This is a genomic window from Rhodococcus sp. 05-2254-5 (assembly GCF_002258575.1).
GTDB classification, from domain to species: domain Bacteria; phylum Actinomycetota; class Actinomycetes; order Mycobacteriales; family Mycobacteriaceae; genus Rhodococcoides; species Rhodococcoides fascians.
In genome coordinates this window covers 55,358-77,146 of record NZ_NOZG01000001.1, presented here as the reverse complement: position 1 = coordinate 77,146, position 21,789 = coordinate 55,358, and the positions used below count along the sequence as shown (strand labels likewise).

The 21,789-nt window shown below is 62.7% G+C and carries 18 protein-coding genes; 8 read left to right on the top strand and 10 right to left on the bottom strand.

Going from position 1 to position 21,789, the window contains the following annotated elements; all coding sequences use genetic code 11:
• Positions 1–219: 219 nt before the first annotated feature.
• The 9 genes from argJ to CH278_RS00310 form a co-directional block, all read right to left on the bottom strand.
• On the bottom strand, positions 220–1,380 hold the full coding sequence (gene argJ, locus CH278_RS00350; protein WP_032365003.1) for a bifunctional glutamate N-acetyltransferase/amino-acid acetyltransferase ArgJ: 1,161 nt from the start codon (positions 1,378–1,380) through the stop codon (positions 220–222).
• A gap of 32 nt (positions 1,381–1,412) precedes the next feature.
• Positions 1,413–2,879: a class I adenylate-forming enzyme family protein gene (locus CH278_RS00345; RefSeq protein WP_032365002.1), complete on the bottom strand. Its 1,467-nt coding sequence runs from the start codon at positions 2,877–2,879 to the stop codon at positions 1,413–1,415.
• Positions 2,872–3,615, bottom strand: coding sequence for a TauD/TfdA family dioxygenase (locus tag CH278_RS00340; protein ID WP_015586125.1), 744 nt, complete (start codon positions 3,613–3,615; stop codon positions 2,872–2,874). The genes CH278_RS00345 and CH278_RS00340 overlap by 8 nt, the downstream gene beginning before the upstream one ends.
• Positions 3,612–4,772, bottom strand: a complete 1,161-nt coding sequence (locus CH278_RS00335; protein ID WP_052053091.1) for an asparagine synthase C-terminal domain-containing protein — start codon at positions 4,770–4,772, stop codon at positions 3,612–3,614. The genes CH278_RS00340 and CH278_RS00335 overlap by 4 nt, the downstream gene beginning before the upstream one ends.
• Positions 4,769–5,593, bottom strand: a complete 825-nt coding sequence (locus tag CH278_RS00330; protein WP_052047791.1) for an enoyl-CoA hydratase/isomerase family protein — start codon at positions 5,591–5,593, stop codon at positions 4,769–4,771. Before CH278_RS00330 ends, CH278_RS00335 begins: the two co-directional genes overlap by 4 nt.
• On the bottom strand, positions 5,590–6,168 hold the full coding sequence (locus CH278_RS00325) for a formyltransferase family protein (RefSeq protein ID WP_032364999.1): 579 nt from the start codon (positions 6,166–6,168) through the stop codon (positions 5,590–5,592). Before CH278_RS00325 ends, CH278_RS00330 begins: the two co-directional genes overlap by 4 nt.
• Entirely contained in the window at positions 6,165–7,352 is a 1,188-nt protein-coding gene (locus tag CH278_RS00320) for an argininosuccinate synthase (RefSeq protein WP_015586121.1), read from the bottom strand. The genes CH278_RS00325 and CH278_RS00320 overlap by 4 nt, the downstream gene beginning before the upstream one ends.
• Positions 7,349–8,866: an argininosuccinate lyase gene (gene argH, locus CH278_RS00315; RefSeq protein WP_052047792.1), complete on the bottom strand. Its 1,518-nt coding sequence runs from the start codon at positions 8,864–8,866 to the stop codon at positions 7,349–7,351. Before argH ends, CH278_RS00320 begins: the two co-directional genes overlap by 4 nt.
• A 204-nt stretch (positions 8,867–9,070) precedes the next feature.
• On the bottom strand, positions 9,071–9,694 hold the full coding sequence (locus CH278_RS00310; protein ID WP_032364998.1) for a LysE family translocator: 624 nt from the start codon (positions 9,692–9,694) through the stop codon (positions 9,071–9,073).
• A gap of 75 nt (positions 9,695–9,769) precedes the next feature.
• Between CH278_RS00310 and CH278_RS00305 the strand changes: the two genes are divergently transcribed.
• Positions 9,770–10,732, top strand: coding sequence for a LysR family transcriptional regulator ArgP (locus CH278_RS00305; protein WP_015586118.1), 963 nt, complete (start codon positions 9,770–9,772; stop codon positions 10,730–10,732).
• A gap of 322 nt (positions 10,733–11,054) precedes the next feature.
• Here CH278_RS00305 and CH278_RS00300 read toward each other — a convergent pair whose 3' ends face one another.
• Positions 11,055–11,693 (bottom strand): TetR/AcrR family transcriptional regulator, encoded by a 639-nt coding sequence (locus tag CH278_RS00300; protein ID WP_015586117.1) that lies wholly within the window; start codon positions 11,691–11,693, stop codon positions 11,055–11,057.
• Positions 11,694–11,791: 98 nt separating this feature from the next.
• Between CH278_RS00300 and CH278_RS00295 the strand changes: the two genes are divergently transcribed.
• From CH278_RS00295 to CH278_RS00265, 7 genes are all read left to right on the top strand, one after another.
• Positions 11,792–13,993: an MMPL family transporter gene (locus CH278_RS00295; protein ID WP_052069823.1), complete on the top strand. Its 2,202-nt coding sequence runs from the start codon at positions 11,792–11,794 to the stop codon at positions 13,991–13,993.
• A gap of 55 nt (positions 13,994–14,048) precedes the next feature.
• The gene (locus CH278_RS00290; protein ID WP_015586115.1) at positions 14,049–15,131 is read left to right on the top strand and encodes an alpha/beta hydrolase; all 1,083 of its coding nucleotides are present in this window, start codon (positions 14,049–14,051) and stop codon (positions 15,129–15,131) included.
• Between the two features lie 271 nt (positions 15,132–15,402).
• The gene (locus tag CH278_RS00285; protein WP_015586114.1) at positions 15,403–16,374 is read left to right on the top strand and encodes a ScbA/BarX family gamma-butyrolactone biosynthesis protein; all 972 of its coding nucleotides are present in this window, start codon (positions 15,403–15,405) and stop codon (positions 16,372–16,374) included.
• A 2-nt stretch (positions 16,375–16,376) separates the two neighbouring features.
• Complete coding sequence (locus tag CH278_RS00280; RefSeq protein ID WP_052047793.1) at positions 16,377–17,078, top strand: HAD family hydrolase; 702 nt, start codon at positions 16,377–16,379, stop codon at positions 17,076–17,078.
• Positions 17,075–18,718, top strand: coding sequence for an MFS transporter (locus tag CH278_RS00275; protein ID WP_015586112.1), 1,644 nt, complete (start codon positions 17,075–17,077; stop codon positions 18,716–18,718). The genes CH278_RS00280 and CH278_RS00275 overlap by 4 nt, the downstream gene beginning before the upstream one ends.
• Entirely contained in the window at positions 18,715–20,376 is a 1,662-nt protein-coding gene (locus CH278_RS00270) for an FAD-dependent monooxygenase (protein WP_015586111.1), read from the top strand. The genes CH278_RS00275 and CH278_RS00270 overlap by 4 nt, the downstream gene beginning before the upstream one ends.
• Positions 20,373–21,371: an aldo/keto reductase gene (locus CH278_RS00265; RefSeq protein WP_015586110.1), complete on the top strand. Its 999-nt coding sequence runs from the start codon at positions 20,373–20,375 to the stop codon at positions 21,369–21,371. The genes CH278_RS00270 and CH278_RS00265 overlap by 4 nt, the downstream gene beginning before the upstream one ends.
• Positions 21,372–21,789: the final 418 nt, after the last annotated feature.

Below are 21,789 nucleotides of genomic sequence, written 5' to 3'. Positions count from 1 at the left end.
CGGAACCTTTTTGAAGGTTCTCTATCGGTTGCAGCCATTTTCGCCCCCCGGCGCGAATCGTGTTCGGTCTTTAATTTGCTCATGTCCAGAGTCCGGCAGAACCGGCAACATCAACGGCCACAGGCGACGTGCTGTAACGGCTTCGACAGGTCGAGGCGTCGAGGCCGGATGCCCACTCCACGTTACTGCGGCCTGTTGGTGAAGTGATTGGAGTGATCTCTATGTGGTGTAGTCCGCGTTTATTCGAATGTATTCATCGGTGAGGTCGCAACCGAACACTCTCCAGGTGTCGGTGCCGATTCCGAGGTCTACGTTGATCTCGACGGTGGCAGTTGCAAGGTGTTCACGAACCACCTCGACGGTGTCGTGCTGGTCGAGTGACGAGCTCGGATACACATCGATGTCCGCGAATGCGACTCGGATTCTGTCGGGTTCTATGTCCACCTCGTTGCTACATTTTCCGATAGCCATGAGAACTCGACCCCAGTTGGGGTCTTCACCGTGGATCATCGTCTTGACCAAGGGAGAGTTGATGATCGACTTCCCGACCACGCGCGCTTGGCGCTCGCTCGATGCACCCGAGACCGTAGTGACGATCAGCTTGGTCGCACCTTCGCCGTCGCTGGCAATCATTTTCACCAGATCCGTGCACACTTCCTCGAGAGCCTGCTCGAACTCGGTATCGGGTACCGGGCCGGCGGCACCATTGGCGAAGACCGCCGCTGTGTCGCTGGTGGAGGTGTCGGTGTCGATCGAGACCGAGTTGTAGGTGCGGTCGACAACGTCACGAAAGATTCGGTTGAGCGTGTCCTGGGGGACGTCGGCGTCGGTGAAGACAAACGACAGCATGGTCGCCATGTCCGGTTCTATCATCCCGACGCCCTTCGCGATTCCAACGATGGTGCTGGTGCCGACGGCTCGTTCGGAGACCTTGGCGCGGGTGTCGGTGGTCATGATCGCTCGGGCCACCGCGTGCGCGTCGAGTGGTGTTCCCTGGCCGAGCCCGTCGAGTCCGGCGCGGATGGTGTCCATCGGATATTGCACTCCGATGACTCCGGTGGAGGCCATTATCAGGGCATCGGGTTCGATTCCTACGGTTCGTGCGACGGATGCGCGTATCTCGCTGGCGTTGCGGAGCCCTTCCGCGCCGGTCGCGACGTTGGCGTTCTTCGCCAACACGAGGACCCCGCGCGGACTGGTCTGCTCGATCGAGGTCTTGCTCAAGGTGACGCAGGGGCCCGCGAACAGTGACTTCGTGAAAACGACCGACGAGGTGCACGGCCTGTCGGAGATGACCATGGAGAAGTCGTCTTTACCTTCGTCTGCCAGTCCTAAATGGGTTGTCCAGCAGTGAAACCCTTGTGGGGACGCGGCGCTCATGTCTGCCCTTTCTGATCCGTGTGATGTCGAACTCAGGACGCTCTGCACCATGCCAGCAATGCGCGCCGGTCGGGCTTGCCGACAGACGTTTTCGGCCAGTCGGACATCAGAGTGATCTTTCCGATGAGACCGCAGCTGTTCATCACTTCGGTGACGCGAAGGTGGATTCGTCCGAGGTCTGCCCCGGTGGGTGCCAGGCGGCACAGTACTGTCGTCGGTGTGTCTGCTCCTGTGGCCGTTGGGGCGAAGACGACGACCTCGTCGACCTCGTCGAGTGCGGTGATCTCGTCGACCAGGACGCCTGCCGAACAGAGTTGACCGTGGTTGTTTGTCCATACGTCATCGATGCGGCCCAGGACGTTGATGGCACCGTTGTCGTGGACCATCACCGCGTCCCCGCTTCGATACCAGCCGTCCGTGAATGCGCTCTGTGTACGGTCCGGGTGTCCCCAGTAGCCTTCGGCTCGGTGCGCTCGGCGGAATTCGGGCTCGCCCACTCGATAGGTATCTGCGTCGATTCCGTGGATGGGGCGCACTCGCATCTCCACCCCGGGTAGGGGCCGCAGTTCGGCCGCGCTCTGCAACTGTGGCCGCAGATCTGCGCACATGATGCCGCACTCGGTGGCCCCGTAGAGCCTGCGTAGGTGGACCCCGCACCGCTGGTGGATCAGTCGCGCAGTGGTCGGCGTCAGGAGAGCCCCGCCCGTCAGTGCGGTGGTCAGGTGTTCACCCATTCGCTCCGATGCCGCCGGTGACGCTGCGATCGCGTCGTAGTGCGAGGGAAGGGCGCTCATATAGGTACCGTTCCAGTCGCAAATCGCTCTCGCGTGGGCAGAGGCCGGGAGACCGGCGTCGAGGTGCACCGTGGGTGCTCCCGAGAGCAAGCCCGCGAGAACGTGAACGTCCATCCCGTGCGCGAAATCGAGGGGGTGGATGTTGATGATCACATCGTCGGCTGTCAGACCGAGCTGCTGGCACCAGTCGGTGCGGTCGGCGAACAGCGATTCCTCGGTCCAGTACACCCATTTCGGCTCACCACTCGATCCGGATGTTTCGAGGATTCTTCCTCGCACGGTGTCGTGCTCGGTCACGTCGCATTGACGCGTTGGGTTGCAGTATCGGAGCTTTCGGGTTGCTGCATCGAACACGGAGGCCAGTTCGGGCAGGTCGGGGTCGATGTCGTGGTCGGTAATGGCGTGCCAGCGGCGGCCCAGTGCGCTCAGTCGGTCCCATGCTGGATGCCGCGTCCGGCTCGCCAGGTGCACGCCGCCGGCGGCCATCGTTCCCAGTAGTGCTGCAACGAAGTCTGCGGCCCCGGGGTGATGATCGACGACGACCACGTCGCCTTCGTCGATCACCGGTGCCAGTGCATCACGCCATGCCATCGCCGCGGCCGACAGCTCCCCGAACGTCGTATGGCGTCGTCCCTGGTGAAGTGCGTCCTGATCCTGTTGGGGCATGCTGTTCAGTGCGGCGAGGAACCCTCGCGCGTCAGACATTGATCTGTCCTCGGAACAAGTGTCTGACGCTGCCCGGTTCGATCGTTGTCCGCCCGTGCAGAACCTGTTCGTTGTCGAGGACGAGAAGATCACCCGGGGCCCAGTCGTGCGAGTAGAAGCTGGTACTGCCCCGCAGGTAGGAGTCGAGCCGTGCGAAGACGGCCCGGCTGTCTTCTTCGGTCGAGCCCGCCAGACGGACCGACCATCCTGCGGGGGTGGTCCGTTCCTCGGTGAACGGGAGTGCCACGTTCAACCGCGTTGTCCCCGTTGCTGATCGCACTGCAGGTGGAATCGACAGCCAGCGGTGCGCGACGTCGGGAAAGTGGGATTGGTCGGTGACGTAGTACTCCCAATCCACGTCGGTCACCGTGCTCAGGTCCGGTGGGAGTGTTGCATCGAGTAGATCCGATTGCAGACAGAGTTCTGTGCGTCCGGATCCTGTGGGCTGATCGACTGCATTGCAATACAGCGCAATGTATTTGGGACAGGTCCCGACAAGTGTGCCGTCGGTGTGCAGAGGCAGGGCACTGCGCCCGGTGACGACGCGGTCCGGTAGCGGGCTTGCGTCGAGATCGAGCAGACCTGCGCTTCCGGTGCCGAACCGATGTGTGGCGAGAGTCCCGAGCCCCTGCACGAAGACCTCGAAGTCGCTTCTGCCGAAGTCGACGTCGCCGACCAGAGCGAATCCATCCCGGGTGGCCACTGCCGCGAGATCTCCGGGATCGGTGGCCGTCACCGCTGCTCACCGCCGACCGCAACATCGTGGTTTCCCAGAGGGACCTCATCGAGGGTCTGTGCCCGGATTTGGGCACAGACGGCAGCCAGTTGTTCTCCGAGCGCGCCGTCCAACCCTGCTGACAAACCCGCCCCTTGGTGGATTGCGACTTTTCTCCCGAACGCAGTCTCACGGGGCAGTTGGTAGGCCGCGAGCTCGCGGAGGTAGTACTTTTCGATGCCGTCGACGGTCTTCAGCTGAGCGGGGACACTCTGTTGAAGGTGCAGTAGAGCAGGACTCCAGTACGGGTGGTACATGCGCGGCCCTGGGGTGAATTGGCCGGTCACCATCATTCCTGATGCGCTGGCGTCGTCGATACGTTCGTTCAGATCGCCGGCGACTGCGCCCATACCGAAATCGCTTCCGGCGTTGAGCAGATCGCTGCCGAGTCCGGTCACGAGGTCGGCACCACATGCTCGCGCCAACTCGAAGGCCACTGTCACCAGCAGATGCACGGTGATGACTTCTGCATCATCGGATTGAGTGTGCTGCATGCACGGGTAGATCGCCGCTGTCGATTCCTGTGCGGTGACGTCGATGACGTCGAGCGGCAGACCGACGTGGCGCGCTGTTCGAGAGGCACCGTCGATTTCGTCACCCCAGGGTGTGCGGAGGGTCAGTGCACGGACGTCGGCACCGGCCCTCCACAAGTAGGAGGCGAGGAGTCCGGAGTCGACACCACCGGAGAGCAGTAAGCGAATGGGACGACCCGACGATGCGATTTCCGTTGCTGCAGTGCGTAATCCATGGTCGAGCCACCCCATGGCCTGTTCGAGCGAACACCCTGGGACACCGCCCGACGGCGACGATCGGGGGACAGCGCGGTGCACCGACAACTCTCCGTCGGCGGAGCAGACCAGAGTCGTCCCGGGGCGAAGTGCCGTGGTGGTTCCTGCGCGGTGACCGACACTCGCGGCGGTCGCCGCGAATTGCGCTCCCACCGCCCATGTCCGTGCATCATCGGTGCGGGAGAGAAAGACTCGGCATTCGCCGTGCAGCGGCGTCGTGATCATGACTGTTCCGTCGTTGCGGTTCAGAACGGGGCCGGTATGTCCGCCAACACGGCGGATGCGGCCGCTGTGCGAAAAGACGACCCACCCATGATCGGTTGGGGTCATGGGTTGTCTCCGACAATTGTGCGCATCTTCTGTTGGGCCGCATCGCCTGCAGCGAACCCCGCTCGGTGGCCGGCTATTGCTGCAATACGGGCTCGTTCCATGTCGAGCAGCAGATCGTGGTTGACGAACGCCTTGGTGCGGGCAAACGGCACCGATTGGTACTCGGCCAGTGCCTGTGCTCGGGTGCATCCTGCAGCGAGCGGGTCACTATGGGCTGCAACGAGTTCATCGAGGAGGCCGTCGGAGAGTGCGGTGGTACCGAGCCATCGATCGCACCCGATGATCATTCGATTCGCCACGGCAGGCCCTACTCGGCGTTGCAGGAGCGGAGCTCCGAGTATGCAGGAGATACCCAACTTGAGCTCGGGCATACGGAGGTCCGACGTCGACGTTCCGATGCGCCAGTCGGCGCACAGTGCCAACTGAAGACCGATGCCGATGCAGTATTTGTCGATGACTGCCACGGTCGGTTTCGAGATCGACAGAACTGCTCGATACATGTCCACGCAGGCGTCGATCCATCGGTTGACCTCGGAGCCTCCCGTGAAGTCCTTGACTTCGTTGAAGTCACCGCCGACACCGAAGGATCGACCGTCTCCCCCGTACAGAACCAGCCCCTCGACATCCGGGGTGTCCCCTAGCTGCCAGACCAACTCGGTGATGCCGCGCATCTTGTCTGTGGAGAACGTGTTGTGTCCTTCACCGTCGAATTCGATGATCGCCAAGGGGCCGTTGCGAACTGCAGTACCGCCATGGGCTTCGGGCGACCTGGGCCGATCGTGGGGCTCGTGGGTGGCGGAGGGTGAGTGCAGTGTTCTCACGCTTCGACCAGCTCCCCACGCTTTCGGCGGTCTGCGTCGAGGGCGCGGCGTGTGTAGAGACGTTGTCCCCATTGTTCGCTGTGATCGGCGCTGATAGCGGTGCCGTTGCATATTGTGGTGACGATTCGATGGAATTGAGCCAGTGCGGCGGCGGCGGTGCGTTCGCTCAAGCTCGTCTCGGATTCGCCTGGGACGATGTCGAATCGGTCGACTGCGATGATCGGACCGCCATCTACCTTCGGGGTGATGATGTGGCAGGTGGCCCCGAATTGCGTCTGGTTGTCGTCGATCGCGTAGCGATATCCGCCGATCCCTCGGTAGTTCGGGGTCGCCGGGTGGAAGTTCACGGCCAGTTCCCGCACTCGATCGAGTGTGGCCTCGGACAGGATGAAGTCCGATTTGAAGGACAGAAGCAGGTCGCACCCGTGCCACTGATCGAACGATCGAGTTACTGGATCGCCGTAGTCCCAGGCAAACCAGTCGACGTCGGCGAATCTGCGGCGGAGAAAGTCGTGGGCGAGTTCGCCCCACCGTGATCCGTCGGAGATGAGCAGAACAGAGCGGGTGTCTTTCATCGAGTGACAACTCCTTCGGTGAGTGGGAGAGCCCAGCAGTACGCGAATCCGGCACCTGCTTCGTGTAGAAAGGTGTCTGCCTCTTCGTAATCGGCCAGAGCCGAGCTGTATCGGCCGTATTTCGGGGACGTCCGGCCGATGCATCGAGCGGAGCCCTTGTACAGCTCGACGGTCACTGTGCCCGTCACGCGGTGAGCCAGACGGGCGCAGTAAGCATCGAGTGCTGCACGCAGATCGGTGAACCAGTAGCCGTAGTAGACCAACTCTGCGTACTGGTCGGCGATGGACCGCTTGTGGTGGAGCGTCTCTCGGTCCAGTACGAGTGCTTCGAGATCGGTTCGTGCAGCGAGAAGAACTGTTGCAGCGGGTGCTTCGTAGATTCCGCGGCTCTTGAATCCGACGATGCGGCTCTCGAGAATTTCGGTACGCCCGATACCGTTCGCGGCCGCTGTGTCCCCGAGTTCGCTGACCAGGTCGATCAGGTCGAGCTTGCGGCCGTCGAGAGCGACGGGGATGCCTGCTTCGAACTCGATCGTGATCGTTGTTGGACGATCCGGTGCCTGCACCGGCGCGGTCGTGATCTGCCATGCATCGGGCGGTGGAGCGTGGTCGATGAGGTCGAGATCCCCGCACTCGATGCTGGTGCCCCAGATATTGGTGTCGATGCTGTACGGCGTCGTCTTGCTGACACCCACATCGATACCGTGACGATCGGCGTAGGCAATTTCGCTACCGCGGGAGGTCATTTCCCAATCGATGACAGGTGCGAGGATGTCGAGCTCGGGAGCCAACGCCCGCACGGAGGTGTAGAACCGGACCTGATCGTTTCCCTTGCCCGTGGCACCGTGAGCGACTGCGGATGCACCGCGTTCGCGAGCGATGCTGACCAGCCGCTCGGCGATCAACGGTCGAGACAACGGTGCAGCCAGAAGATATTTTCCCTCGTATGCAGCGCCGGCGGCGAGAGCCGGGATTGCATAGTCGTGGAGGAACAGGTCTCGGACGTCTTCGACGATAACTTCCGACGCGCCGGCCGCGGTTGCGCGCTTCGAGACGGCCTCGAGGTCCTCGATTTGGCCGAGGTTCGCGCAGTACGCGATGACCTCGGTCTGATAGCGCTCTTTGAGCCAGTGCACGGCAACGGATGTGTCCAATCCGCCGGAATATGCCAGGACGATGCTCATACCCCGACCTCCATCGCGAGTTCGGGCACGCTCACGCCGCCGACGACGGATCGCGCTGCTCGTAGGCATTCCGCCTTCGCCTCCCAGAGGCGGGTTCTGGCTTGCCGGATTTCGGCGAGTCTGTCGGTCACGTCGGCCAGGCCTTGCTCCTGCTGTTCGGAGACCCGCGTCGGTCCGGTGGATCCGGCAGAGATGTAGCTGCGCAGTGTGTGGAGCGGATCGCATATCTGCTTCATGTCGACCTCACTGATGTCGATGTCGTGTTCCTCGCGGAGGAAAGTGGTGGTGAACGCGACGTTGCGCAGGGTGTGACCGGCTGCGAGGGCGGCGTTGACGAGGTCACCGGTGATGCGGTGGGCTGTGCGGAAAGGAACGTCGAACCGAGAGACCAAGATGTTGGCGATCTCTGTCGCGGTCGAGAAGTTGTCCCAGCACAGGGCTCTGCCGCGAGCACCGTCGAACGCGGTGTGCAGGTTCTGGCGTCGGCACAGGCGAATGGTGTCGAGGTACGTATCGAGGGCGCCCCAGTAAACCGGTTTGTCCTCCTGCAGGTCGCAGCTGTACCCGAGACCGACCGACTTCTCCATCACCAGCAGTTGCACCAGCGCACCCACCGCGCGACCGGACTTCCCTCGCGCCAGTTCTGCAACCACCGGATTCTTCTTCTGCGGCATGATCGAGCTACCGGTCGCGAACGAATCGTGCACTTCGGCGAGAGCGTATTCGTTCGAGCTCCAGGTGACGATCTCTTCCTGCATGCGAGATAGATTCACAGCACCGCTGGCAGCTGCGCCCGCTACTTCGACTGTCCAGTCCCTCGTCGACGTCGCATCGAGCGCATTGACCATCGGTGCATCGAACCCGAGAAGCCGGGAGGTGTAATCGCGGTCCAGGGCGAATGTAGTTCCGGCGAGCGCACACGCGCCGAGCGGATTGATGTTGATGCGCTTCCAGGCATCCATCAGTCGGGAGGCATCACGCAGCAAGGCCTGTGCGTGCGCAGCCTTCCAAAATGCTACCGAAATCGGTTGCGCTGCCTGCGAATGCGTGTAGCCGGGTAGAACTGCTTCTCGTTCCGACTCGGGGCACCCGAGCAGATCCTGCACGAACATGAGCAGTTCTTCGCTGGCATCGAGCAGCCACTCGCGGGTGACCATGCGTGCGTCGGTCTGCACCTGATCGTTTCGGGACCGTGCGGTGTGCATGCGGCCGCCGACGGGTCCGATCCGTTCGATGAGCATGAATTCGGTGTTGAGGTGCACATCTTCTTGTCGGACGTCGAGCTGCAATCCACCGTCGGCTCGGCTGCTCTCCATGTCGAGCAGCCCAGCGAGAAGCGCTTTGGTGTCGGGTTCGGTGTTGATTCCCGCGCGACCGAGCATCAGAACATGAGCGATGTTCTGCCACAGGTCGTGTTCGAGCATTCTGCTGTCTACCGATGCTGTCTCTGTGTAGCGAAGTACATCGTCGGTGATATCGGTGGAGAATCTTCCACCCCAGAGCTTTTCGCTCATTGATCGGTACCCCTCTGTGTGCGTGATGGTTCGGTTTCGGTACAGGAAAGTTCGGGTTAGGGCACGGCAAAGCCAAGACCTGGCGGGATTGGACGGCCCGGGGCGCGGACCCGGGCCAAGGCGTCGTTACACAATCAAGTCAGGTCGGGCTCGGGTCGAGTAGTTGAAAGAGCGAAGGGAGAAGGGCTCGGACGGCGGGGGTGTTTACTCGAAGGCCAGCCGGACGCCGAATCCCACCAGAACAACACCCAGTCCACGCTCGAGCCACGCCCCCAAGCGGCCCTTCTCCAAGAACCGGCGAGCGGACGAGGCAAGAAGTGCGTACGAGGACAGACATATCAGCGCCACCACGAACTCGATCGACATGAGCAGCATGGACCAAACGAAAACGTTCCCGTCGCGCGGAATGAACTGCGGCAGCACCGCCAGGTAGAACGCACCCATTTTCGGATTCAACAGGTCCGCGACGAAACCGGTCATGAACGCTCGCGACCACTTCGGCTGGTGCGCGTTGTAAGTCGCGGCATCGACGTCGGTGAAGCTGCCCTTGCGCTGCCAGATACTCTGAATTCCTAGAAACACCAGGTAGGCGGCACCTGCGATACGTACCGCGTCGAATGCCCCGGGGACGCTGGTGAGCAAGGACGCCAACCCCACGGCCGCAGCGATGCCCCAGGCCATCGACCCCGTCGCCGCACCCAAAGCTACGGCGATGCCGTGACGCACACCGCCGGTAAGCGAGTGCTTGACCGCCAACATGACGTCAGGACCTGGGATTATTCCGAAGACGATAGCGACGGGGAGATAGGCCAGAACGGGGTTGTTCACGGCAAGAACGGTACGACCGCTCCAGCATCGATGCACGTTTCCTAAGTATCGCTGATCTAGGTTTAGTATTTGTGGATGTACAACCACGATCAGCTCGCCACACTTGCCGCGATCTGCGATTCAGGGTCGTTCGAGGGAGCTGCAACGGCGTTGCACATCTCGTCTTCTGCAGTCAGCCAACGCATTACCGCGCTCGAACGAGCGTCGGGGGCCGCGCTGCTACAGCGAACCAGGCCGGTACTACCCACCAGAAACGGGCAAGCCCTGCTCCGACTCGCGCGGCAGATCGAAGTCCTCACCGTCGACGCCGACGCTGAGCTACGCGGCGGCTCAACGACAACGAATACTGCTGCACCGCTGCGCTTTTCACTTGCTATCAATGCCGATTCGGTCTCGACGTGGTTCCAACCGGTGATGAAAGCGATAGCCGTCGACCGACGGATACTGCTGGACCTCCACATCGAAGATCAGGACCATACAGACGCTCTACTGCGTCAAGGCGCGGTCATGGCCGCCGTGACGACCTCACGCACCGCAGCACCTGGCTGTACGGTCGAACCGCTCGGAGCCATGGTCTATTGGCCCGCGTGCGCACCCTCACTCATTCGCGACGCCGACTCCGACGGTTGCGATCCCAGCCGCCTCCCGATGCTGCGATTCGACAAAAAGGACGACCTGCAACACGCCTATCTACGCAAGATCAAGGCGCACCGTGAGCCCCCGATCCACTACCTCCCATCGAACCGCGAATTCCTGACTGCAGCTCGACTCGGACTCGGGTGGGGCGTGCTACCGGAAGGACAAATCGCACGCGACCTCGCCGACGGGACACTCGTTCACCTCGACCCCGACCACAACGTCACCATTCCCCTGTATTGGCAACGATGGCACCTGCCATCCGAAACCCTCGACAGAATCACAGGCTGGGTACGCGATGCTGCACATAACGCATTGATCGACACACCCAAAGAACGAAAAACAGCGAACCGTCCCCCAGGTCATGCGGTGACCGGCGCGGCAACACCGGAACCTGCGTGAGTCCGGCGGTCATCGGTCCAGCTGTGACGGCTAATTGCACACCCTGATTGGACCAAAGTTGCGGCGATGCACGCCGGTCGCATGGTCCGCCGCCGGGTGCGCGCCTAAGGTCGCCGATCGCTGACCGAGCATACGACGCGGGGCGTTGAGCCTCGACCGAATGCTCCACCACGCATCGAAGTATCGATCGGCGCGGATCCCATAGTGTACGAAAAGCAGTGATTGCTGGCAGCACAACTGAAAAACGTCAAAACAGCTACTGCTGCAGCTTTTTTCAGACTGGGAGTACGCACGGCCTGCGGCGGCGCGGGTCTCTGTTCCGTCAGGGTGAGGCGAGTGCCTCGGACAGGTAACGAATCAGTGCCGCCTTGAGCTCGGTCACGAGCTGGTCCTTCTTGTTAGTTTTTTCTGCGGCGATGACGGGCATCATTCCGCGGGTGATCTGCAAGGCCACCAGCGCGTGGAGGTCGATGCGTTCGCTGGACAGGGTCGGTGCGAGTGCGGCCAAGGTCTGGGCGACCCTCTGGGAGAGTTCGCTCTGCAATGGTACGACTGCGGTATACAGGGCAGGCTGGGTATCTGCTCGCGAGAACAGTTGCAGGAAAGCCGGATTGGCCGCATTGAAGGCGACCATATTGTCGACGGCCCGGTCGATGAACTGCGGTAGAGATTCCACGAAGCCGTCCGGTCGCGGATCGACCGCGGCCGATTGGGCGTCGGTCAACTCCACGACGTAGCGTTCCGCCAATGCTGCGGCGATGTCTTCCTTGTTTCTGAAGAACTGGTACAGCGAACCCGGTGACATGCCCGATTTGCTGGCGATAGCGTTCGTGGTCGCTGCGTCGAACCCGACTTCTCCGAACAACTCCTCCGCACCGTCGAGGATCGCAGCGATGCGCTTGAGTCCGCGATCCTGACGCTTGGGTGCAGGAGAGGTAGTTGGCGTCGAGGTATTCGGCATGTGAACTCCAGGCTTTCCGGTAGACAAGACGAGCTTTCGCTCGTATTCTCGCAAATCACGAGCAATCGCTCGTATCCACGGTAGCAGGGGGACCCGCGATGCCCACCCGATTCGCCACAACTCGACCCGGCCTCACCCTCGTAGTGGCCGGCGTCCTCTTCCTCGTGCTCGCAGCAGTCGCTGCCGGTGCGATGAATGCACTGTCCCTGAACAGGTTCGAGGCGACCAACGCCCCGTCTGCGGCAGCCGAGGCGCTGCTCAACGACACCTTTCAGACCGGCACACCCAACATCACCATCCTCGTCACCGCGAAGACCGGCGACGTCGACAGCTCGGCCGTCGCCGCGGACGGGTTACGTCTGACCGAGTTCGTCGACACCTTCCCCGGCATCGACGACACATGGTCCTACTGGACCGAAGAGGTTCCGACCCTCGCCGCCGGGGACGGCAGCTCGGCGCTGATCCAGGCGTGGGCACCGGGCGACGCCACCGAAATCCGGCAACAGGTCCTTCCCGCTCTCGACGAGGCACTCAGCCGGTCGGCTACCTCGAACATCGACATCGCTCTCGGCGGCAGCGACGAGGTGTTCCGCTCCGTCGCAGAACAATCCAGGACCGACTTTCTCCGAGCAGAGCTGATCATCGCCCCGCTGGTGATCGCACTGTTGTGGGCCGTCCTACGGCGGCTCCGTCTCGCCGCAGTGGTCTTCGCAACCGGACTGTTCTCCGTCGTCGGCACCCTGGCCATCATGCGCGTGGTGGCAGCCTTCACCGAAGTATCGACCTTCGCGGCGAACATCGCGCTGGTGATGGGCATTGCACTCGGCGTCGATTACGGACTGTTCCTGATCTACCGCTTCCGAGAGGAAGCCCGCCGCACCGCTGACCTGACGTTGGCCGTGCAGCGAGCAGCGCAGGCAGCCGGACGCACCATCATGTTCTCCGGCGCCACCGTCGCCGCGTCACTGGCCGTTCTGCTGGTCTTCCCGTTCCCGTTCCTGGCCTCGTTCGCCTACGCCGGGATAGCCGTCGTCGCCACCGCCGTGCTCGCCGCTACGGTCGTACTCCCGGCCGCATTGGTGCTGCTCGGGCACCGCGCCTTACGGCGCAAGGAACCGGACACCGACGGAAGTACCGTGTGGCGGCGGATCACCGTGGCCACGACCGGCCGACCTGCAGTGTTCGCGATCGCCGGTGTGGTGATCTTGATACTGCTCGGAGCGCCGGTACTAGGCGTTCGGTTCGGCGCACCGGACGATCGCATCCTGCCGCAGTCGGTTCCGGTCCGCGCCCTGTACGACACCATCCGCGACGACTACGCCAGCGAGGATGCAGACGCAATTCTGCTCGTCGCACCGACCATCGCACCGGACGGCCTCGCTCGGTACGCCTCCGATCTCGCAGCACTGCCCCAGGTGCTACGAGTGGACAGCGCACTGGGCACCGTCGAACCCGACAGGGCGCTCACTGCTCCACCGAACGGCGCCGTCCGTTTCACTCCCGACACCGCAGGCAGCTACCTCTCGGTGGTACCGACTCGCGAATCACTGGACGACAGAGCCGGATTCGTCTCCGCGGTACGGTCGGTGGAGCCTCCCGGCCAGGTACTCGTCGGCGGCTCACCCGCGATGCTCGACGACTACACCGACGGCGTCACCGCCCGGCTCCCGCTCGTGGCCGTGCTCATTGCACTGATCACCTTCGCCATTCTGTTCGTGATGACCGGATCGATCATCGCCCCCATCAAAGCCACCATTCTGAATCTGCTGTCACTGACGGTCATGTTCGGTGTCCTGGTGTGGGGTTTTCAGAACGGCAATCTTGCTGGGCTGCTGGGTTTCACCCCTACCGGTGCCATCGAGCCGAGCATCCCCATCCTGATGTTCTGCATCGCCTACGGCCTGTCGATGGACTACGAAGTCTTCCTGCTCTCGCGCATCAAAGAAGAATTCGACCGTACCGGAGACAATCGCCAATCCATCATCGATGGCATCTCACGCTCCGCACCCGTCGTCACCGCAGCAGCTCTCATCCTGGCCGCATCCTTCGCCACCTACGCCACTTCCGGGGTGACCTTCCTTCAGCAACTCGGAATCGGCATGGCACTGGCGGTCCTGATCGACGCCACCGTCATCCGAGCGATCCTCGTCCCCTCCATCATGGCCCTGACCGGCCGCTGGAACTGGTGGGCACCGCGCCCACTGGCACGCCTGCACCAGCTCATCGGCATCACCGATGCTCCACGCGTCGATACACCTGGTACCGAAGTCGACCCTGGAAGACCCAAAACCCCTGTATGAGCACTGCACTCGCACGCTCCCAGCCACCACATCCCCGCCCCGATCGGAGTACCCCATGCTCGACAGCCGCCATCACCCCCTCTCACGGCTCCTCGCCGCGATTGCGATAACCGTCGCGTCGACCGCCATCTTTCTCGGTGGAACGGCCATCGCCTCCGCGCAGCCGACCCGATCGGACGTGATCGACGTACCGGTGTCCTTCACAGTCCGCAACACCAACGACACAGCCGTCCCGTGCACCGCCGACGGCGGAACCTACACCATCCGTGGCCATCTCACCGCTCCCGCAGAGGGTTTCGGCAACGCCATCACCCTCTACGAACACGGCATCGCAGCCGGCGAATGGTACTGGCGTCTTCCAGTCGAGGGATACCACCACACCTACGAAATGGCCGCTCGCGGACAGACCTCACTGACGATCGACAGACTCGGATACGACACGAGCGACGCTCCGGCAGGCGGGGCCATGTGCGTGGGGTCCCAAGCAACGATGGCCCATCAGATCGTCCAAGCGCTGCGTACCGGCACCTATCAATGGGATGCATCCGGAACGGCCCCCACCTTCGGGCACATCACCCTCGCCGGCCAGTCGAACGGCGGGCAGATCGTCCAGATCGAGGCCTACACCTTCGACGACGTCGACGCTCTCGTCGTCATGGACTGGGCCGATCGCGGACTGACACCCGAGGCCTACGTCAGATTCTTCGCCGCCACACCACGCTGCCTCACCGGAGGCTCGGCATCGGAAAACAATCCCGCCGCCAAGGGCTACACCTTTTACGACCAAGGAACCACTGAATTCGTGACAGGAAACTATGCCGATACCGAACAACAAGTAATCGATACAGCAGCGCCCTATCAGAACCAACACCCGTGCGGCGACATGCTTTCACAAGGCCCCGGAATTCTTCTCGACCTGGCCAAAATGTCGAGCATAGACATTCCAGTTCTCGGCCTCTACGGACAGGACGACGCACGCGTGCAATTCGGTGACGAACATATTGCATCGTTCACCGGAACATCGGACAGAAAGGCGATCACGATTCCTCACGCAGGCCATTACATGGGCCACGCACGGAACGCCGCCATCGTCTTCGACTCGCTCGACCAGTGGCTCGACGCCCGACAACCCCACTGACCGCATCAGATCGGCATCAAATAGCTGAACGCACTATTGCGAGCCTGTGCACTTAACCGTGTGCACAGGCTCACAATAGTGCTCGAATTACTGGCGGTATATCTGCGCTCGAACTGAAATTATATTGTTACGGGAATCACTTTCCGAACATTTGGAATTAACGTGAAAAGAATTGACTTATCGAAAACGTGGCGCTGTACTTGAAACCACGTACCGATCGGTGCGTTTCGCACAAAGCAGAAAATCTGCGACCACCTTCCTGGGGGAAGAAATGACTGTCACCACACCACCGTTCGATATCGCCAGTGAACTGACATTCGATCGCACTGTGCCGCGAAGCCTCGTCCACCGCGCAGCTGTCAGCGAGGTCTTCCTCACCGACGCTGCTGCGACGGGCGAGAACCGATTCGTCGTCGCCGCGCAGCTACCGCGAGGGCATGCCCTCTACAGCGACCGACTCGACGACCGGTACGACCCCATGATCCTCGTGGAGGCATGCAGGCAGGCCTCGATCCTGATCAGTCACCAGTTCTACGGAGTACCCAAGGACTGGGCGTTCGTCTTCCGCAAGGCCTCGGTGTCGGTGACCGACCTCGCTGCCCTCCAGGTCGGGGAAACACCGGGCCGGTTGGTCATCCGAGTCGAATTCGAGAAGCGGTTCCACGTCGAGGGGTACCTGACCGGGGCGGTCGGTAGGTACCAGACCGTTCTCGACGGCGTGCCTGTCGGCGAATTCGTCGGATCCCTGAGCTTCATGCCCAAGCAGATGTTCGCCGAGATGCGCGCGGCCGGGCGGGCAGCGAAGAACACCCCCGATCAGCCGTATACCTCTGCCGCCGTGCCGCTTCCGCCTGCACGCGTTGCCCGGCGGGACTCGAAGAACGTCGTCATCGCCTCCACCGGCACCGAACACCCCGACACGACGTACGAGGTCGTCGTCGACAACAACCACCCGTCGCTCTCCGATCACAAGGTCGACCACGTCTCGGGGATGCTCTTGACCGAAGCGTGCAGGCAGGCATCGGTGTGCGCCGTCCTCGACACCCACTCACTGCCGGAATCGTCGGTCGGTTCCCCGGTGCGCTACGACATCCAGTTCCTCGACTTCGCCGAACACGAGCTTCCTGTCTACTGCCGCTTGATCGACACCGCACCCACCGAGTCCGGGACTGGGATCGTCGCATCTTTCGAACTCGTCCAGGGTGACGTCGTCATCGTCCGCTCGCAGGTCGAGGTGGGATGACGATGTCCGACAACAGTATCGACACCGGTCCCCTCGTTCTCGTCGTCGACTACGGCGGCGTCCTGACCAACCCCATCGCCGACACCATCGCGGCGTTCACCGAGTACATGTCCGTGCAACCGGAGGACCTGATGGGTGCCCTGTTCACCGCGCACGATGACCCGGACGAAACGATCATGGCCCCGCTCGAACGCGGCGAAATCACCGAAGCGGCCTTCCTCGACCGAGTCGGATCGGCACTGGAAACCATGACCGGACGCGCTATCGACCTGTCACAGTTCCGGCCGGCATGGTTCTCCGGCCGGGTCCCCAACTCGGAACTTCTCGACTACTTGCACACGCTGAAATCCGAAGGACGAACTCTGGGACTGTTGACCAACAACGTCCGAGAATGGGAACCCGAGTGGCGAGGAATCGTCCCCACAGGCCTGTTCAGCGTCGAGGTCGTCTCCGCGAACGAAGGTGTCCGCAAACCCGAACCCGAAATCTACCGCCGGACGACCGAACGACTCGGCGTCCCTGCCGCTCGATGCCTGTTCGTCGACGACGACCTACGCAATTGCCAAGCCGCCCGAGCGCACGGAATGCAGATACATCACTTCACCGACACCGCGGGAGCCATCGAGGCAATCGACGCCTGGTTCGGACGCCAGCAGCCGGCCGCGCAACCCACCGCGGACGCGCTCCTCGAGGAGTCCGCATGAGCACCCCCGAACCGCTGCAGTCGGCCCCCGAACGCTGGTGGACGCTGACAGCGGTCTGCCTCGGAACATTCATGCTGTTCTTGGACCTCACCGTCGTCAACGTCGCACTGCCCGCGATACAACGAGACCTCTCGGCCAGCTTCGAGCAGTTGCAATGGGTGATCGACGCCTACGCCCTGGCACTGGCCGCGTTTCTGCTCACCGCCGGCTCGATCGCGGACAGACTGGGCCGCACCCGGATCTTCGCCGTCGGCGCGCTGGCCTTCACCCTCGCGTCCGTGGCTTGCGGTCTCGCTGGGTCAGCAACTCTGCTCAACGCAGCACGTGGAGTTCAAGGCCTCGGCGCGGCCATCATGTACGCCGTCGGCCCAGCGATGATCGCAGCGACGTTCCACGGCCGCCAACGAGGAACCGCCTTCGGCATCTTCGGGGCCACCTCGGGCATCGCCATCGCTGCGGGACCGTTGATCGGAGGCATCCTCACCGAAGTGGACTGGCGATGGGTGTTCTACCTCAATATCCCTGTGGGACTGATCATTCTGGCCGTCGTCGCTCTGAAAGTCCGGGACCACCAGACATCGACCGCGCGCCGCGGTCTCGACCCCCTCGGTCTGGCACTGTTCTCCGCAGGTCTGTTCGCGTTGATCTTTGCAATCATCCGGGCACCCGTCGTGGGATGGACCGACCCACGTACCGCGGTAGCGTTGGCGGTCGGTGTGCTCGCCCTCCTCGGCTTCGCTGTGGTCGAGCGCCGCGTCCGCAATCCCATGCTCGACATGGTCCTGTTCGGAAACCGTTCCTTCAACGGCCTGTCCGCGGCAACGTTTGCGATCAACTTCGCCGTCACGGCCACCATCTTGTTCTCGGTGCTGTGGATGCAAGGCGTGCTGGGCTACTCGGCTATCGAGACCGGATTGAGGTTCCTGCCGCTTACCGGCGTCCTGCTGATATCCGGTGCCGTGGGCGGAATACTGAGCGCCCGGATCTCGACATCGATTCTGATCGGAATCTCGCTGTTGTGCACAGGAATCGGGTTTCTGTTGTTTCGATTCGCGGACGTCGGTGACAGCTGGACGGCGTTGTTACCGGGGTTTGTGATCGCGGGACTCGGTATGGGACTACACAATCCACCCCGTGCGAGCGCGGCAGTGGCTCTCGTTCGGGCCGAAGACTCAGGGATGGGAGCTGGGATCAACGAGACATTCCAGCAGGTCGGTGCGGCATTGGGCGTGGCGGTACTCGGAGCTTTGGCTCATCGCACCATCGAATCCGAACTCGACACCGCGTACGGATCCGCCCTGACTCCGGCCCAGCTCGACGCCACCGTCGACGCCGTGGCCTCCGGGGCCGTCGCGGCGCTGCAAGAGACCGGGCAGGACGTTGGGGTGGCAGCAGAAATCGCGTTCATCTCGGCGCTGCATCAGGTCACGACGATCGCGGGAATCGTCACCCTCATCGGTGCGATCGCGGCATTCACCCTCATCAGACGCAAGGACTTCCTCGTCGACCCCGCGGCAGCAGACCCGCACGCAGCGGCCTCTCCCCTACCCCGCGACGCGCCGTCCACCGGATACGAGGACGTGATCTCGGCCGAACAATCCAGCCTCGCCCCGCCTCGCCCGTCAGGAGTCCGGACATGACCGAGCACACCGTCCTCATCGTCGGCGCGGGCCCCACAGGTCTGACGCTTGCTTGCGAGCTCGCCCGCAGGAACGTCGACCACATGATTATCGACGGCAAGTCGGGGCCCTCGACCGAACCGAAAGCCCTCGTACTCTGGAGTGCCGCCCAGGAGAGCCTGCGCATCCTCGGTGTCGATCCCGCGGTATTCGATGCCGGCGTCACTCTCGACCGAGCGTCGTACTGGTCGAAAGGGTCACAGATCGGCCACGTCGACTTCACCGGCCTCGACCAGCCCGGCCTGCACAAACCACTGTCCCTTCCGCAGCCCCTCGTCGAGGCAGCTCTCCTCGAGCTCTACCAGGCGCTGGGAGGTACGGTCCGCTGGCGGCACAAGTTCCTCGGTGCCCTCGATCCGGACCCTGCCGGGCCCAGCGACGGGGCGAGGGCGTCATTGGTCGGTCCGAGCGGAATCCGCTTCACCACAACAGCAGAGTGGATCGTGGGCACCGACGGTGCACACAGCACCGTGCGGAAAACAGCGGCCATCGACTTCGACGGCGACAGCTACGACGACGCTTTTCTGCTGGTGGACGGCACCCTAGAAACCGATGGGTCGGTCGGGGAGGCTCAGTACCATCTCCACCCGGACGGGGTGACGGTCGTCGTCCCGCTCCCAGGTGGTGGACACCGGGTATTTCTCGGACACCGTCAGTCCGCTTCCCCTGCGCTCATACCGCCGACTCAGATCACCGATCGCGCCAACATCATGCTCGGCCAACGCGGCCTCGGCCGCTTCCGGGTCAGTAATGTGCTTTGGCAGAGCGACTTTCGAGTACACCGGAGACTGTCCTCGCGCTACGTGTCGGGCCGATTCATCCTTGCCGGCGACGCTGCACATATTCACAGTCCTGCGGGAGGTCAAGGTATGAACACCGGAATACAGGACGCGGCGAATCTCGCGTGGAAACTTGCAGCAGTAGCGGTCGACGGAGCCGATGCAGCACTACTCGAAACATATGAACTCGAACGACGACCCGTCGCAGAATCGGTCGCCGCGATGACCGATCTTCAGACGAAACTGTGGACAACTCGTGCTGCCGTTTCGCGGTGGATCCGCGACCGAATCCTCGGAATCCTCTCGGCGACAGGGCTCCTCACCCGGCGTGTCGTTCCTCAACTGGCGCAGATCGATACGGCCTACGGCCCGTCAGTGGCCCGCGGGGGCGGGCGCGGTCGAACCATCTCGCCGGGCAAGTTCCTGCCCCCGCATCCCGTCCAGTTCGACGGAGAGGTCGACAAGTTGCTGCCCGACCTCCTCGATGACCGACGAGTCCTGGCGCTGGCCACCATCACCAGTATCGACGAACTCCGGGCCTTACATGCCATCCTCGACTCGTGGGGGTCGCGGCTGCACGTCGTGGTCGTGGTCCACTCCCCCACCACACTTCTGAGCGCAACTCCCACCGTGATCGACACCCACGAGATCGTTTCGAGCGAGCTCGGACAGGGCGGTGTCGCTGTCGTGCGTCCCGACCGCATAGTGGGCATGACCGGCTCGCTGCAGAACCCTGCAGCCATACGGACCTACCTCACCGCAGTGGCCGGACCCGCGGACACACAGGCAGTCGAACGCGGTCGACCCGAAACGAGCGCCTCCAAGGAGACAGCATCATGACCGACTTCCCACACGTGAACCTCGGAACAGGCCTCGAAGTATCCGCACTCGGATTCGGCGGCATGGCATTGACCTCGATGTACGGCGAATCCGACCCCGACCAAGCACTGAAGACCCTGCATCACGCCGTCAACCTCGGCATCGACTTCATCGACACCGCAGATGTGTACGGCCTCGGGACCAACGAGGAACTGATCGGCAGACTCCTCGCCGACCGTCGCGACGAGGTCACCGTCGCCACCAAATTCGGTATCGATACCTCCGTAACCGAACCCGGCCGCAGAAGCCGCGGAGACAGGGCTTACGTCCGCCAGTGCATCGACAACAGCCTGCGTCGCCTCGACGTGGACGTCGTCGACCTCTACTACCTTCACCGGGTCGACCCACACATCCCGATCGACGACACCATCGGAGCGATGGCCGAGCTCATCGCCGACGGAAAAGTCCGGCACATCGGAGTATCGGAAGTAACCGCCCCCGAACTAGAACGAGCGCACCGGACCCATCCGCTCGCCGCGGTCCAGTCCGAATGGAGCTTGTTCAGCCGCGACGTCGAGAACGCCATCGTCCCGACCGCAGCTCGACTCGGCATCGGATTCGTTCCCTACTCCCCACTGGGACGCGGAATGCTCACCGGAAAAGTGAAACAGGAACAGCTCGGCGACAACGACTTTCGGCGGTATCTACCCCGCTTTCAACTCGACGCATTCGAAACGAACACCGACGCCCTCGCCCCATTGACAGACATCGCGTCACAGCACGGATCCACGCCCGCCCAGATCGCATTGGCGTGGCTACGGGTGAAAGGTACACAGTTCGCGCTGCCCGTCGTTCCGATACCCGGCACTCGGAATGCGGATCGGGTCACCGAAAACGCGGGCTCGGTGCACATCGAACTCACCGCGGACCAGCTCGCCGTCCTCGACACCCTCGCCGACGCCGTCACCGGAACCCGAGCACCCGACATGAGTTGGGTATCAGCCGGCCGCGAATGACACGGGCACAACTGCACGGCACAGCCGCATTCCCGCCCCGTCGATCAGATCGACGGGCGGGAATTGTGCCGCCGGGAACCGGAGCGTCACTGCGCCGAAATGCCCGAATTGCGATGACTCCAACTACGGCCACGACGAAAGCGCCAGTGGCCCAGGGGATCCACGCGGGGTTGGCTCCCAACACGCTTCCCGTGGTCAACAGAAGAGTGACCCACACGGTTGCGGCGACGATATTCAACACCGCGAACCTCGAGAACGACAACGAGGAACCCGCAGCGAGACGTGGCCCCAAGGTCCTCGCGCCTCCGACGAAATGCGTGGTCACTGTCCCGACGCGCGCATCCCCCGAAAACAACTGACGTGCCCGAGCAAGCACCCTGTTGATCAGGCGCGCAAAGCGGCCTGCGCCGGCGATATC